This is a genomic window from Acinetobacter sp. AS23 (assembly GCF_023612055.1).
GTDB lineage: Bacteria > Pseudomonadota > Gammaproteobacteria > Pseudomonadales > Moraxellaceae > Acinetobacter > Acinetobacter oleivorans.
This window is the reverse complement of record NZ_CP082274.1, coordinates 2,088,454-2,101,781: the sequence shown is the minus strand read 5'-3', so window position 1 is coordinate 2,101,781 and position 13,328 is coordinate 2,088,454. Positions and strand designations below refer to the sequence as shown.

The 13,328-nt window shown below is 39.1% G+C and carries 12 protein-coding genes; 10 read left to right on the top strand and 2 right to left on the bottom strand.

Annotation, left to right across the window (positions count from 1 at the left end; translation table 11 throughout):
- Window positions 1-21: 21 nt before the first annotated feature.
- On the bottom strand, window positions 22-1,293 hold the full coding sequence (locus tag K6I41_RS09770; protein ID WP_250374191.1) for a sigma-54 interaction domain-containing protein: 1,272 nt from the start codon (window positions 1,291-1,293) through the stop codon (window positions 22-24).
- A gap of 191 nt (window positions 1,294-1,484) precedes the next feature.
- On the opposite strand from K6I41_RS09770, the gene K6I41_RS09765 reads away from it, so the two are divergent.
- From K6I41_RS09765 to K6I41_RS09745, 4 genes are all read left to right on the top strand, one after another.
- On the top strand, window positions 1,485-2,180 hold the full coding sequence (locus K6I41_RS09765) for an MBL fold metallo-hydrolase (protein WP_250374190.1): 696 nt from the start codon (window positions 1,485-1,487) through the stop codon (window positions 2,178-2,180).
- 9 nt (window positions 2,181-2,189) lie between these two features.
- On the top strand, window positions 2,190-3,845 hold the full coding sequence (locus K6I41_RS09755; RefSeq protein ID WP_350028586.1) for a bifunctional protein tyrosine phosphatase family protein/NAD(P)/FAD-dependent oxidoreductase: 1,656 nt from the start codon (window positions 2,190-2,192) through the stop codon (window positions 3,843-3,845).
- A 176-nt stretch (window positions 3,846-4,021) separates the two neighbouring features.
- Complete coding sequence (locus K6I41_RS09750) at window positions 4,022-4,813, top strand: sulfite exporter TauE/SafE family protein (protein ID WP_068565753.1); 792 nt, start codon at window positions 4,022-4,024, stop codon at window positions 4,811-4,813.
- A 110-nt stretch (window positions 4,814-4,923) separates the two neighbouring features.
- Complete coding sequence (locus tag K6I41_RS09745) at window positions 4,924-5,928, top strand: homoserine dehydrogenase (protein WP_192835886.1); 1,005 nt, start codon at window positions 4,924-4,926, stop codon at window positions 5,926-5,928.
- Between the two features lie 31 nt (window positions 5,929-5,959).
- Here K6I41_RS09745 and K6I41_RS09740 read toward each other — a convergent pair whose 3' ends face one another.
- Entirely contained in the window at window positions 5,960-6,877 is a 918-nt protein-coding gene (locus K6I41_RS09740) for a DMT family transporter (RefSeq protein ID WP_250374189.1), read from the bottom strand.
- Between the two features lie 166 nt (window positions 6,878-7,043).
- On the opposite strand from K6I41_RS09740, the gene K6I41_RS09735 reads away from it, so the two are divergent.
- The 6 genes from K6I41_RS09735 to K6I41_RS09710 all read left to right on the top strand — a co-directional run bounded on the left by K6I41_RS09735 (window position 7,044) and on the right by K6I41_RS09710 (window position 13,328).
- Complete coding sequence (locus tag K6I41_RS09735) at window positions 7,044-7,898, top strand: helix-turn-helix domain-containing protein (RefSeq protein ID WP_151822104.1); 855 nt, start codon at window positions 7,044-7,046, stop codon at window positions 7,896-7,898.
- Window positions 7,899-8,217: 319 nt separating this feature from the next.
- Window positions 8,218-8,961 (top strand): GntR family transcriptional regulator, encoded by a 744-nt coding sequence (locus K6I41_RS09730; protein WP_005305029.1) that lies wholly within the window; start codon window positions 8,218-8,220, stop codon window positions 8,959-8,961.
- 28 nt (window positions 8,962-8,989) lie between these two features.
- Window positions 8,990-10,723, top strand: a complete 1,734-nt coding sequence (locus K6I41_RS09725; RefSeq protein WP_250374188.1) for a fumarate reductase/succinate dehydrogenase flavoprotein subunit — start codon at window positions 8,990-8,992, stop codon at window positions 10,721-10,723.
- A gap of 20 nt (window positions 10,724-10,743) precedes the next feature.
- Complete coding sequence (locus K6I41_RS09720; RefSeq protein ID WP_000864073.1) at window positions 10,744-10,989, top strand: 4Fe-4S dicluster domain-containing protein; 246 nt, start codon at window positions 10,744-10,746, stop codon at window positions 10,987-10,989.
- Between the two features lie 19 nt (window positions 10,990-11,008).
- Entirely contained in the window at window positions 11,009-12,439 is a 1,431-nt protein-coding gene (locus tag K6I41_RS09715) for an ABC transporter substrate-binding protein (RefSeq protein ID WP_250374187.1), read from the top strand.
- A gap of 34 nt (window positions 12,440-12,473) precedes the next feature.
- The gene (locus tag K6I41_RS09710) at window positions 12,474-13,328 is read left to right on the top strand and encodes an ABC transporter permease (protein ID WP_151822107.1); all 855 of its coding nucleotides are present in this window, start codon (window positions 12,474-12,476) and stop codon (window positions 13,326-13,328) included.

The window sequence follows — 13,328 nt, the reverse complement described above, 5'->3', positions numbered from 1 at the left end:
TTAGACGAGTTAAATACCTAACTAAAGCTTATGCTTTTGTCTATAGCGCCAAAGGGTAGTACGGCTAATACCAAAAATATTCGCGACCATATTCAGGTTATGGTTATATTTTTCTAAAGCAGCTTGTACATTTTCTGGACTAAGCTCTGTATTTGTCTCGGGTAATTTAACGTAATCCTCTGCATTTAATAGCTCATTTGGTAAGTCCTCAACTTCAATTTCATCCTTACCATTTGCCATGGTTAAAGCATAAAGCAGGGTGTTTTTAAGTTCACGAACATTCCCAGGCCAGTCATAGTTCAATAAAATCTGCATGGCTTTTTGATTAACATGACGAGGCATTGTGTCTAGTTGAGTGGAGCTTTCTTTTAAAATTTGATCAACAATAAGAGGAATATCGACTTTCCGCTCTCTGAGTGGTGGTATAAAAATTGGAATTACGCGTAAACGGTAGAGCAAATCATGACGGAAACGCCCAGCCTTAGCCTCTTCGCGTAAAGCTTTATGTGTTGCGGTAATAATTCGGACATTGGCTTGAATCGGTTTTTCACCACCGACAGGAGTAAATTCACCTGTTTCTAAAACCCGTAATAATTTAGCTTGAAGCTCTAAAGGAATCTCTGCAATTTCATCCAAAAACAGTGTTCCGCCTGCGGCACGTTCAAACACGCCTTTATGGTCACGGATTGCTCCCGTAAAAGCACCTTTAACATGTCCAAAGAGTTCACTTTCTAAAATATTAGAATTTAGAGCTGCGCAGTTAATAGCTACAAAAATCTTATTTTTACGTTGGCTATAATCATGAATGGCTTGTGCTACAAGTTCTTTACCGCTACCAGATTCGCCGCGGACAAGCACTGGAAACTCAGTAATTGCCACTCTTTGAATAATTGAAAACATACGAGCCATTTCTGGCGAGCAGCTATTAAAAACCTTGGCTAAGTCTTCTAATTGTTCTGTTAGCTCTACTTGATTAGCAATATCATTCTCTATGCTAACCGGCTGTAAAATATGTAACTTCCCGATAATACGATGCTTTGCAATGTAAATATCATTTTCCTGATAGATGAATCGCTTTCTCATTTTAGGAGTATTAATTTCGAGATATTGATTGTGATGATCTTGAGTAAGCGCTGCCATGCTCTCAACAGAAAGATCATCTGTATTAAATTTATAGTGAATTGCTTGAGTCGTTGTGTCTGCTAAAAACAGACTCGCACTTGGGAATAAAACTTTTAATTGCTCAAATAAAATAAAAAAATCTTGTTCTGACTTAAAATTTAACTTTGCCATTTCATGTGTTTCACAATCGTTTCATTGAAACATACTTGAGTTTCATAGGAACATCAAGCTGCGTTTGTTTTCTAACTTTAATTTCACTTTTTATTTTAAACATTTGATTTTTATATTTATTATTTAATTTTAAATAATTGGCACCTTATTTGCAAAATATAGGAAAGAAATAAATTATTGGGGTATAAATCATGTTCTTTAAGCAGTTTTTTGAGCAGGAAAGTTCGACTTATACATATATGCTTGGGTGTAAAGAAACACAAGAGGCTGTTTTAATTGATCCAGTTGCATCAGATATAGAGATTTATACAAAAGAATTAGAGCAGCATCAATTTACGCTCATCTATACATTAGATACCCATGTTCATGCAGACCATATTACTGCTGCGAATTTGCTTCGTGAACGTTTCCATTGCAAATCGGTTTTACACCGTAATTCAGATGTAAATTGCGGAGATATTTTAATTACAGATGGTTGCATGCTTAAAGTCGGCAATCTCAGTATTGAAGCACGTTATACACCAGGTCATACGAATGCTTGTACGAGTTATTTGGTTGAAAACATGGTTTTCACTGGTGATGCATTATTAATTGATGGATGCGGTCGAACTGACTTCCAACAAGGTAATGCAGGCACACTCTATGACAGTATTCATAAGCAACTTTTCAGCCTACCTGACGAGACTATTGTGTATCCGGGACACGACTATAAGGGGCGTTTGTCTTCAACGATTGGTTATGAACGTTTAAAAAATTCACGTTTAGGTCAGAATCGCTCACGAGAAGATTTTATTAAATTGATGAATAATTTAAATCTGCCATATCCAAAACAAATCGATAAAGCACTACCTGCCAATCAGGCCTGTGGTTCAACTTCACAATCATAAGGTGGCGATATGGAACTTAAACGAGTTAATCAAGAATTTTATGTTGCTGACCAGATTACTGCCGACGATATTGCGAAAATTGCTGATCAAGGGGTAAAAACTCTGATATGTAACCGTCCAGATGGAGAAGGTGCAGACCAACCCAATGTGATTGAAATTGAAGAAGCAGCTCAACAATATGGTCTAAACGTAATTTATCAGCCTGTGACCAGCGGCAAAATTACCGACCAACAAGTTACCGAGTTTAAGCAGCTTTATCAGAATGCTCAGAAACCTGTTTTAGCGTATTGTCGTTCTGGTATGCGTGCAATCAGTTTGTGGGCTTTGGCTGAAGTTGCTCCACAAGATGTAGCGCTGTTAGTAGAATCGGGTAACAAACTTGGTTTTAACTTGAAAGGCTTAGTGCCACGTATTTTAAAACGTGACCATGAACCAGCGACAATTCCTTGTTATAGCGTTGTGATTGTGGGCGCTGGAGCAGCAGGAATTTCTGTAGCGTCTAGTCTTTTATGTCGTGAACCTAATTTAGATATTGTCATTATTGATCCGGCAGATACCCATTATTATCAACCGGGTTGGACCATGGTTGGTGGTGGTATTTTTAAACCTCAACTAACCGCACGCTCAATGGCCAGTGTGATTCCTGCAAAAGTAAAATGGATGAAAGCCGCCGTTGCTGGATTTGACCCTGAGCATAATCAGGTCATTTTGGAAGGATGCCAACCGATTCAATATAAAGCGTTGGTTGTCTGTCCTGGTTTAAAACTCAATTGGCATGGCATTGAAGGCTTAGTCGAAACCTTAGGAAAAAATGGGGTGACGTCTAACTATCGTTATGATTTAGCGCCGTATACATGGGAATTGGTGCAACAACTAAATGGTGGAAAGGCAATCTTTACCCAGCCGCCTATGCCGATTAAATGTGCTGGTGCTCCTCAAAAAGCGATGTACCTTTCAGCCGACTACTGGTTAAAGCAAGGCAAACTTAAAGATATCTCTATCCATTTTTATAACACTGGTGCTGTTTTATTTGGTGTGAAGGAATATGTACCTGCACTAATGCAATATGTCGAAAAATATGGCTCTGAACTGCACTTTAATCATCAACTGGTCAAAATAGATGGTCCTGCAAAAAAAGCATGGTTTAAGGTGATGAACGATGAAAATGCAGTATTGGTCGAGACTGATTTCGATATGTTGCATGTTGTTCCACCGCAACAAGCCCCAGACTTTATTCGTGCCAGCACACTCACTGATGAAGCAGGCTGGGTGAGCGTGAATCCTCAAACCCTACAACATACACAGCATGCCAATATTTTTGCTTTAGGCGATGTGATGAATGCACCTAATGCCAAAACTGCTGCTGCGGCACGGGCACAAGCTCCTATCGTTGCTGTGAATGTTCTAGCACAACTGAACGGTGAGCAAAACTTCTGCGAGTACAACGGCTATGGTTCATGTCCACTTACTGTAGAGCGTGGAAAAATCGTTCTGGCTGAGTTTGGTTACGGCGGCAAATTACTTCCAAGTTTTCCAAAATGGGTGATTGATGGGCAAAAGCCATCTCGTTTAGCCTGGCTGCTTAAAGAACAGATTTTACCGCCGATTTACTGGCAAGGCATGCTCAAAGGCCGTGAGTGGATGGTCAAACCTGAGCGAGGTTAAGCAAAGCAACGCTTTGTACGAGCGCAAGACGAGAGCTGTGCTCGAGTTAAGAGGATAAACAAAGCAACGCTTTATCCTGAGAAGCGGCTGAAGCTTCGCAAGAAGACGAGAATCTACGTCCTCATTAATCCAGCAGTCTACTGCAAATGATGTATATGCAATTTTAGGCTTTTGATATGTTATTACTTGTCGTTGAAGGCATCGTGATTGGCTTTTTACTTGGTCTTACTGGTGCAGGTGGCGGTATTCTTGCTGTACCTGCGCTCATGACGAGTCAAGGTTGGAGTGTGGCACAAGCAGCACCGATTGGTTTACTCGCTGTTGCGTTATCTACACTGATTGGAACGATTGAAGGGCTATTTAAAAAGATGGTTCGTTATCGTGCTGCAATCTGGATTGCCATTATTGGCGCACCTATGGCACATATCGGCATTTTAATAGCCAACGCGATTTCACCTGTTTGGCTCATGTTAATGTTTAGCTTGGTCATGTTTACAGTAGGTTATCGACTTATTAGTAACCGAGTATCAGACTTTCATAATCCGCCGTGTCAGGTTAACCCAAGTACGGGACGTTTTATCTGGAATTTTAAAACGGGAAGCGTTCTTGCCAGTATCGGAATTATTGCTGGGCTTTTAACTGGCATGCTAGGGGTTGGTGGCGGCTTTGTAATTGTGCCAGCGCTTAGAAAAGTCACAAATTTGGATATGCATAGTATTGTTGCAACGTCACTTATGATTATTTTTCTCATCAGTGGAATGAGTATTGTGATGCATATTGCAGAGGGTTTTCACTATCCAGTAGGCATTACTAGTGCGTTTGCGCTCGCATGTGCAGTTGGTATGTTATTAGGGCGCAGAGCTATTCGTTTTATTCCCTCTGCAATTGTACAAAAAGTCTTTGCTTTAATGGTTTTTGCTGTCGCAATTTATATGGTAGTTAAGATTGTTAATCTCACAAATATCTAAGTGATATAGTATTTTAACTTACCTTTATAAATACAAAGTTTCCAAATGAAGCCTTAAAATTAACTTTGGAAAGTTTTTATTTAAACCCTTTAAGTTTTTGAGAAAGCGATATGAAGCGAGTCAACGTGGCAATTTGTGGTTTTGGACGGATTGGGCAACAAATTGCAGAGCTTCTTTTAAATCGATCGACATACTATAAACAAAAATATCAAATTGATGCCCGTTTAGTGGGGGTATGTAATTCATCATCAGGCTTAATTGACCAAGACGGTTTGCAAGCTGCCAAATGGCTAGATAAAACTCAATATCAAGCAGGCCTCACTGAACAAAAGTTTTTAGAGCAGGTACAAGCGGATGTCATTATTGAGACTGGGGCAAGTGATTATGTGACAGGTGGAAAAGGCCTGTTTTATTTAAATTATGCTCTAACACATAACATGAATGCGATAGCAGTATCTAAAGGTGCTTTAGTTGTAGAGGGTAAAAAATTAATTAATTTGGCACATCAACACCATCAAAAATTATTTTTTAGCGGCGCGACGGCTGCGGCTTTACCGACAGTTGATTTGTTTGAATATAACTTGGCTGGCTGTCAGATTTTAGAAATAGAAGGTGTTTTTACAGGCACCACAAATTTTATTTTAAATGATATGTTGCAACATGAATGTGCGTTTGTAGAATCTCTTGAAAAAGCCCAAGCAAAAGGTATTGCCGAACCTAATAGTTCTTTTGATGTAGATGGATGGGATACTGCTGCTAAAATTACGATATTGGTAAATACCGTTTTGGGAGCTGATATAAAAATTCAAGATATTCCAAGACAAGGAATCAGCCATGTTACTGCCGATCATATTCGTGATTGGAAAAAAGAAGATCTAATTCCTCGTCTGGTGGGTTTTATTCATATTGAAAATCAGCAAATTCAAACAGGGGTTGAATTACGTTTAGTCCCAGCAAATCATCCTTTTGCCCATCTTCAAGGTTCTAATAAATGCATTCGCGTGTTAACCCAAGAAATGGGTGAATTTGTGGTTAGTGGAGGAGCATCTGCGCCTTTAGCCACAGCAGCCGCAGCTTTAAAAGATTTCGAGTTGATGCTAAAAACGGGCTGCTAGAATTAATCATGGTTTATAAAAAAGCAGGCTTTTAGGCCTGCTTCTCACAACTTTTTTGAGTATTAAATAACTTTTTTCCAATTTCAAACTTACTAAACATTAAGTAATTGCCGAGTAAGATCAATAAAATTCCAAATAATGCATTTAAGGTCCACTCATATCCTTCAAAGAAGGTAGAAACTGTTAGAGCGACTAAAGGGAAAAGTAATGTGCTATAGGCTGCTTTGGCTGCACCAATTCGCCCAACCAAAGAAAAATAAGCCGAGAACCCAATAACCGTACCAAATACAGCCAAGTAAAGTACCGAACTTAAAAATGGGAAATTCATTGGAGGCATTAGATCTTGGCCTGTAAATAAAGCTAGACTTAACATCACCAGTGCACCATAAGTCATGGCATAACAATTTGTTGAAAAGATATTTAGACCACGTTTTTGGTGTCTAACACTAATCATATTTCCTAAAGAAAAACCGTAAGTGCCTACTGCACATAACCCAATACCCATTAATAACTGCGCGTTAAATTGGCTATTAATGAGGTCATGCCAAAATAGTAAAACAATACCACCTAGGCCTAAAAGTGCAGCTGGAGCAAAGTTTGAGGAAGGTTTTTGCTTTAAAAAGATAAGCGCATTAATGGCATTAAAGAAAACAGCCATCGAAAAAATAACGGACTCTAAACCGCTATTTACATATTTAACGGCGGTATAAAAACAAATAAAGTTTAGGCCGAAAACACAAAGGCCTTGCAGTATACAAAACAAGTGATCTTTTAAAGCAATTCGCTGTAATTTTCCTGAAAATAGTAAAACAACCCAAAGTAATAAGGCTGAAATGGCAAAACGCCATAAAATCGCGACAACGGGTGTTGCATAATGGCTTTGAACGGCAATTCCAATCCATGTTGTTCCCCAAATCAACACCACCGCAACATAGAGTAAAATATTCATAAGTTCATCCTCGATTACCAAACTTAAGTATCTAGGAATGCTTAATTTTTCACGTATATATTCTTGTGTTATACATGCAAGATCTTGCGCTTTTTATATAACTAAACTAGCTGAATTTTGCTGAATATGGTTAACTTAAGCTCAATGATATTCGTTTTAATTTTGCATGGCCTATCAAACTTTAGAACAGCTACAGCAATCTAAAGCCAAGCTTCACGAAACTGTGGTGCTTGATGAAAATATGCAACTTGCATTTTGGTCTAATGAGCAAGATCGGGTAAGTGTCTGTAGCGATCACCATACTTTAAGTCTTTATATTCAAGATGGCTATGAAAGCTATCAAAAAACACCTGCTGGCTGGAAAAATGGCGGTGGGCCGGGTCGTTTTTGCTTATTGCCTGAACATCAGGAGTCGACTTGGGATATACGAGGTGGGCTTAAATTCGTTCACTTATATTATACCGACCAACATTTGCGTGATGTTGCTGAAAAAATATGGGACAAAGAGCCCAATCAAATTGAACTAAACGAAGTTGTCTTTAATGACGACGAAAAGATTCGTGCGCTATATCAGTTTTTCTTGCTAGATTGTGATTGGAAAGATTCAGCAAACCATTTACAAATGAGTACAACTGCCAGTTTATTGCTGAACCATTTAATTCGAAGATATAGCAATGTTAAGTGGCAGCAACCTATCATTAAAGGTGGGCTCGCTCCTCATAAACTCAAATATATTCAAGACTGGATTGAAGGGCATTTAGATCAAGCACTCACTTTGTCAGACTTGGCAAATGTTGTGAATTTAAGTGAATACCATTTTGCCCATATGTTTAAACAGTCTATGAATATGGCACCTCACCAATATGTCATGCAAAGACGTTTAACTAAGGCAAAAGGGCTAATTCAGTCATCTCAGCTTTCTTTACAAGATATTGCCCTAGTATGTGGTTTTAGTTCAGCAAGCCATTTAAGCCATCGCTTTAAACAGTTTTATGGAATGAGCCCTTCACAATTAAGATAACTGATCCACCTTTAATTTTTTATAAAAAATAAACAATTAATTTAACTAGTAGGTTGCTAACTCTTGTGCTTCTGCATTGGGTAACAACATGCAGTAGTTAATAATATGTTCAAATTTCTTGGGCTATCTAGAGTTTTTATTCAACACAAATACATATATCTTTTTTATAACAATAATTAAATTCCATAGATAACTATTTACTAATTTATTGATATTAATTGAAATTATTTTTTTAACTAAAGTTATCGCTTTAAATTATTTCCAAAGCTGAAACATTTTAAACATTATTTGCTCAAGTTGTTATAACAGGTTGTAAGCCGTGAGCCAGCTACCCCACGATCCCAAAAATCACAAGCCTCTTTACGATCAGTTAAGGGAACTCATCCTTAACAAAATTGTAAATGGCGAATACGCAGTGTTGAGTCAAATTCCATCTGAAAACGAATTTGCTGAACAGTTTGGTGTAAGCCGAATCACAGTTCGCCAAGCACTCAACCAATTACAGTTGGAAGGCTATATTTTTAAGGTGCCAGGTAAAGGGACCTTTGTAAGTAAGCCAAAAACATTCCAGAACATTTCAAGTTTGCAGGGTTTTGCAGAAGCAATGTCATCTGCTGGTCACGAAATTTTAAACCGTGTCATCTCGGCCGAGCTTAAACAGATCCCGATGCACGTAGTACCCAAATTAAAGTTACCAGTTAAAGCCAATGTGTATGAAATTCAACGTGTTCGTTTGCTCAACCGTCAGCCAGTGTCTTATGAGTTGACTTATTTGCCAGAACATATTGGTTTGAAGCTTAAAGAAAAAGCGATTGATTTACGTACAACCGATATTTTCAAGGCATTAGAACAAGAGTGTGGCATCCCTTTAGGACATGCGGATTTAAGTATTGATGCCACAGTAGCGGATGAAGAATTAGCAGCTTTGCTGCAAGTTGAAATCGGAACTCCTGTATTACGGGTCGAACGTTTGACTCATGATGCAAATGGCCAACCGATTGACTATGAATATCTCTATTTCTCGGGCGATACCTTCCAGTACCGTTTACGTATTCATCGTTAATAACTCAGATAAAAATAAGGATTTTACAATGGAAACTAAATATCTTGAGTTCGATATTGTGGTGATTGGTGGTGGAACTGCTGGACCAATGGCTGCGATTAAAGCAAAACAAGAAAACCCGAATTTAAAAGTCTTGCTCATTGAAAAAGCGAATGTAAAGCGCAGTGGAGCAATTTCAATGGGAATGGATGGGCTGAATAATGCTGTCATTCCGGGCTATGCAACACCTGAGCAGTACACCAAAGAAATTACGATTGCTAATGATGGGGTAGTTAACCAAACCACTGTATATGCATATGCAAAGCATAGTTTCACAACCATTCAACAGCTCGACCAATGGGGCATTAAGTTTGAAAAAGATGAGACAGGTGAATTTGCAGTAAAAAAAGTACACCACATGGGGGCATATGTTTTACCAATGCCCGAAGGCCATGACGTTAAAAAAGTTTTATATCGTCAGTTAAAGCGTGCTCAAGTCAAAATTAATAATCGGATTGTCACCACGAAGCTTTTAAAAAATGAGCAAGGTGCAATCAATGGTGTACTTGGTTTTGACTGTCGTAGTGGTGACTTTTATGTCATTAAAACGAAAGCTGCCATTTTATGTTGTGGTGCCGCAGGGCGTTTAGGTTTGCCATCTTCTGGCTACTTAATGGGTACTTATGAAAACCCAACCAATGCAGGTGATGGCTATGCAATGGCATACCATGCAGGTGCTGAACTTGCCAACTTAGAATGTTTCCAGATTAATCCGTTGATTAAAGATTATAACGGCCCAGCTTGTGCCTATGTGACCGGACCTTTAGGAGGTTATACGGCCAACAGTAAAGGTGAACGTTTCATTGAATGTGACTACTGGAGTGGTCAAATGATGTGGGAGTTTTATCAAGAATTGGAAAGTGGTAATGGTCCAGTTTATTTAAAAGTAGATCATCTGGCCGAAGAAACAATTCAAACCATTGAAGAGATTCTGCATACCAATGAGCGCCCAAGCCGTGGTCGTTTCCATGAGGGCCGAGGAACCAATTACCGTCAAGATATGGTGGAAATGCATATTTCAGAAATTGGTTTCTGTAGCGGACATAGTGCTTCTGGCGTATGGGTAAACGAAAAAGCCGAGACTTCGGTTAAGGGGTTATATAGCGCTGGCGATATGGCGGCTGTACCTCATAACTATATGCTTGGTGCATTTACCTACGGATGGTTTGCGGGTGTAAATGCCGCGCAATATGTGAATGCAATTGAAGATAGCGAATTAAACCAAAGCGAAATAGAAGCAGAAAAAGCTCGAATATTTGCACCACTAGATTGCTCAGAAGGTTTACCTCCAGAACAAGTGGAATATAAGCTGCGCCGTTTTGTAAATGACTATTTGCAACCTCCTAAAACTCGCCAAAAAATGGAAATTGGGCTCAAGCGTTTTGAAGAAATTAAACAGGATATTAAGCAAATTTCTGCAAGAAACCCACATGAGCTGATGCGTGCTGCTGAAGTTTCTTTTATCCGAGATTGCGCGGAAATGGCAGCAAGAGCTTCACTGTTTAGAGAAGAAAGCCGCTGGGGACTGTACCACTATAGAGCAGATTTCCCTCAAAAAAATAACTCGGATTGGTTCTGTCACGCGCATTTGAAAAAAGATGAACACGGCAACATGGTCAGCTTCAAAAAGCCAATCGAGCCTTATGTGGTTCCGATTAATCAAGATGAAGCTGTGTCCTATGACCGTTTACGCATTCAAAAAGACGTTGCTCTAGCAGACTAAATAAATCAGGAATTCAAATCATGGCTTTTATTTTTAAAGAAGTACAGCACCGTACTGTTGCACCCGTCATTATCGATGAAGATAAATGTATTGCTGATAAAGGATGCACAGTCTGTGTAGATGTTTGTCCAATGGACTTACTGGCAATTGATCCAACAACTCAAAAAGCTTTCATGCAGTTTGATGAATGTTGGTACTGCATGCCTTGTGAAAAGGACTGCCCAACGGATGCAGTCAAAGTAAATATCCCATACCTACTCAAATAATTAATTTGGAATACTCAACATGAGACAAAATAAATTAATCAATAAAAAACTATTACTCAGTAGCTTAATTGGTGCCATTGTACTCGGCACTTTGGGGTGCGGTAGTAAAACAGAAACTGTGCGTGTAGCCATTGGTACACAAGACACGACCATTAACTGTGCAACAGGTGGGTTGCTCATTCGTGAATTGAATTTATTACCAAAATATTTACCCAAAGATGGTGAATACAAGAATGTTAAATATGACATTCAATGGAAAAACTTTACCTCTGGTGCACCACTTACCAGTGAGATGGTGGCTGGGCGTTTAGATTTGGGAGCAATGGCCGACTTTCCTGCTGTTAATAATTTAGCGGCATTTAAAAAAGCTGGAAAAGAAAGCATATTTTTAGCGCCTTTGTCAGGCAGTATTAATGGTAGCGGCAATGCGATTGTTGTTCCAATTGACTCAAAAGTAACCTCACTGAAAGAACTAAAAGGACAAACCATTTCCGTACCTTTTGCGTCAACTGCTCATGGCCTGTTGCTGCGAGGGATTCAAGCAGAAGGCTGGCAACTTGATAAAGATATTAAAGTGATTGCTCAGGCGCCAGAAGTAGCGGGACCTGCATTAAAAAGTCATAAGATTGCTGCGCATGCTGACTTCGTACCATTTGGAGAGTTATTTGCTTACCAAGGTTTTGCTAAAAAAATCTATGATGGTTCACAAGCAAAATCACCTACATTTCATGGTTCACTTGCCAGCAAGGATTATGCACAGCAGCATCCAGAAGTCATAAAAGCTTATTTACAAGCAACCATTGAAGCAAATCGTCTGATTCGCGAACAACCTGAAAAATATAGTGAATTTATTGCTGAAAAAACTGGTATTCCTGCCGAAGTTGTCTATCTGTTTCATGGTCCATTAGGTCTGCAAACTCGTGACTTAACGTGGAAACCTGAATATCGAAAAGCGACTCAAATTGCGATAGACACCTTAAAAGTTTTAGGAAAAAACGACGGTACGCTTGATGTAAATAAATTTATTGATGACCAATATATTAAAGATGCATTTCAGGCATCTGGACTTAATTACAGCCAGCAACTGGCCGACTATGCAAAATCACCTTTGGTTGCCAATGACGCTTTAACGGGCCAACCCATCAAAACATTTGATCGGGTGACTCAAATTTGGCTAAAGGGTGAAGAAAAAGTTCGTAGCTATGAAACGCCTGAGCATGCTTTTTCAGATTTAAAGAAAATACAAGCAGCTGGAAAAACGGTGCGTGTGGTTTATAGCCAAGATCATCAGTCCGACATTAAGTTACTTGCCAATCTGGCATGGTATGCCACAGATAAAGCAGGACAAATTCAGGCCTTTTTATTAAAAGATGATGCTGAAAAATGGGCTAAACAACAGGGCGGAAAAGTATATGACTTTAAAGCTATTCAGCTTGTAACACAGAGCTGATGTGTTGTCTTACCTAATGAGCAGGAGGTGACGAATGAGTAGTTTAGTCCAAACAAAACCTAAAAACCAAAGTACATTTTTGGTTAAATTTTTCCAACAATTGAGGTTATATCCGGCGCATTTAAAAAACTATGCCATTGCTTTTACATCTATAGCTTTCTGGATAGTCATTTGGCAAGGACTTGCTCAGTTTAAAATAAATTTAGGCATTGTGAACTTTAGCAATGTCCCGACACCTTTAGATGTCATTCATGCGCTATGGGCTTTCTTTCAACTCAGCACTGCATTTGAACATGTTGAATCTAGTGTCTTTCGCGTAGTAGTTGGTTTTGTATTGGCAGCTCTAATTGGTGTAGGTATTGGTTTGTTAGCAGGACGTTATCAAAAACTTGCTGCATTTCTAATGCCGCCATTAGAAGTACTACGCCCAATTCCAGCAGTTGCATGGATTCCTTTAGCGATTCTGATTTTTCCATCCTCAGAAGCTTCTATGATTTTTATCACTTTTATCGGGGCTTTATTTCCAATTTTATTAAACACGGTACATGGTGTTGGTGCAGTTGACCCAAGACTCGTTGCGTCAGCGAAAAGTCTAGGTGCTTCTGATCTAGCTATCATTTATGAAGTCATTATTCCGGGTGCATTACCTAACATTATTACGGGTTTATCTATTGGAATGGGCACTTGTTGGTTTTGTTTAGTGACTGCCGAAATGATTTCGGGGCAACACGGAATTGGATACTTCACATGGGAATCGTTCACCTTGCAAAACTATAGCAATATCGTGGTTGGCATGGTGCTGATCGGAGCGTTAGGTATGTTTAGCAGTACATTGGTACGTGTGATTGGGAACCTATTTACCCCATGGTATCAATTGAGGAAATCATAA

Bases quoted from the DNA above. Each gene is read 5' to 3' on its own strand.
- K6I41_RS09735 (WP_151822104.1), top strand. From the start codon at position 7,044: ATGGCCTATCAAACTTTAGAACAGCTACAGCAATCTAAAGCCAAGCTT.
- K6I41_RS09745 (WP_192835886.1), top strand. From the start codon at position 4,924: ATGAAGCGAGTCAACGTGGCAATTTGTGGTTTTGGACGGATTGGGCAA.
- K6I41_RS09715 (WP_250374187.1), top strand. From the start codon at position 11,009: ATGAGACAAAATAAATTAATCAATAAAAAACTATTACTCAGTAGCTTA.
- K6I41_RS09755 (WP_350028586.1), top strand. From the start codon at position 2,190: ATGGAACTTAAACGAGTTAATCAAGAATTTTATGTTGCTGACCAGATT.
- K6I41_RS09765 (WP_250374190.1), top strand. From the start codon at position 1,485: ATGTTCTTTAAGCAGTTTTTTGAGCAGGAAAGTTCGACTTATACATAT.
- K6I41_RS09750 (WP_068565753.1), top strand. From the start codon at position 4,022: ATGTTATTACTTGTCGTTGAAGGCATCGTGATTGGCTTTTTACTTGGT.
- K6I41_RS09710 (WP_151822107.1), top strand. From the start codon at position 12,474: ATGAGTAGTTTAGTCCAAACAAAACCTAAAAACCAAAGTACATTTTTG.
- K6I41_RS09720 (WP_000864073.1), top strand. From the start codon at position 10,744: ATGGCTTTTATTTTTAAAGAAGTACAGCACCGTACTGTTGCACCCGTC.
- K6I41_RS09740 (WP_250374189.1), bottom strand. From the start codon at position 6,877: ATGAATATTTTACTCTATGTTGCGGTGGTGTTGATTTGGGGAACAACA.
- K6I41_RS09770 (WP_250374191.1), bottom strand. From the start codon at position 1,293: ATGGCAAAGTTAAATTTTAAGTCAGAACAAGATTTTTTTATTTTATTT.
- K6I41_RS09725 (WP_250374188.1), top strand. From the start codon at position 8,990: ATGGAAACTAAATATCTTGAGTTCGATATTGTGGTGATTGGTGGTGGA.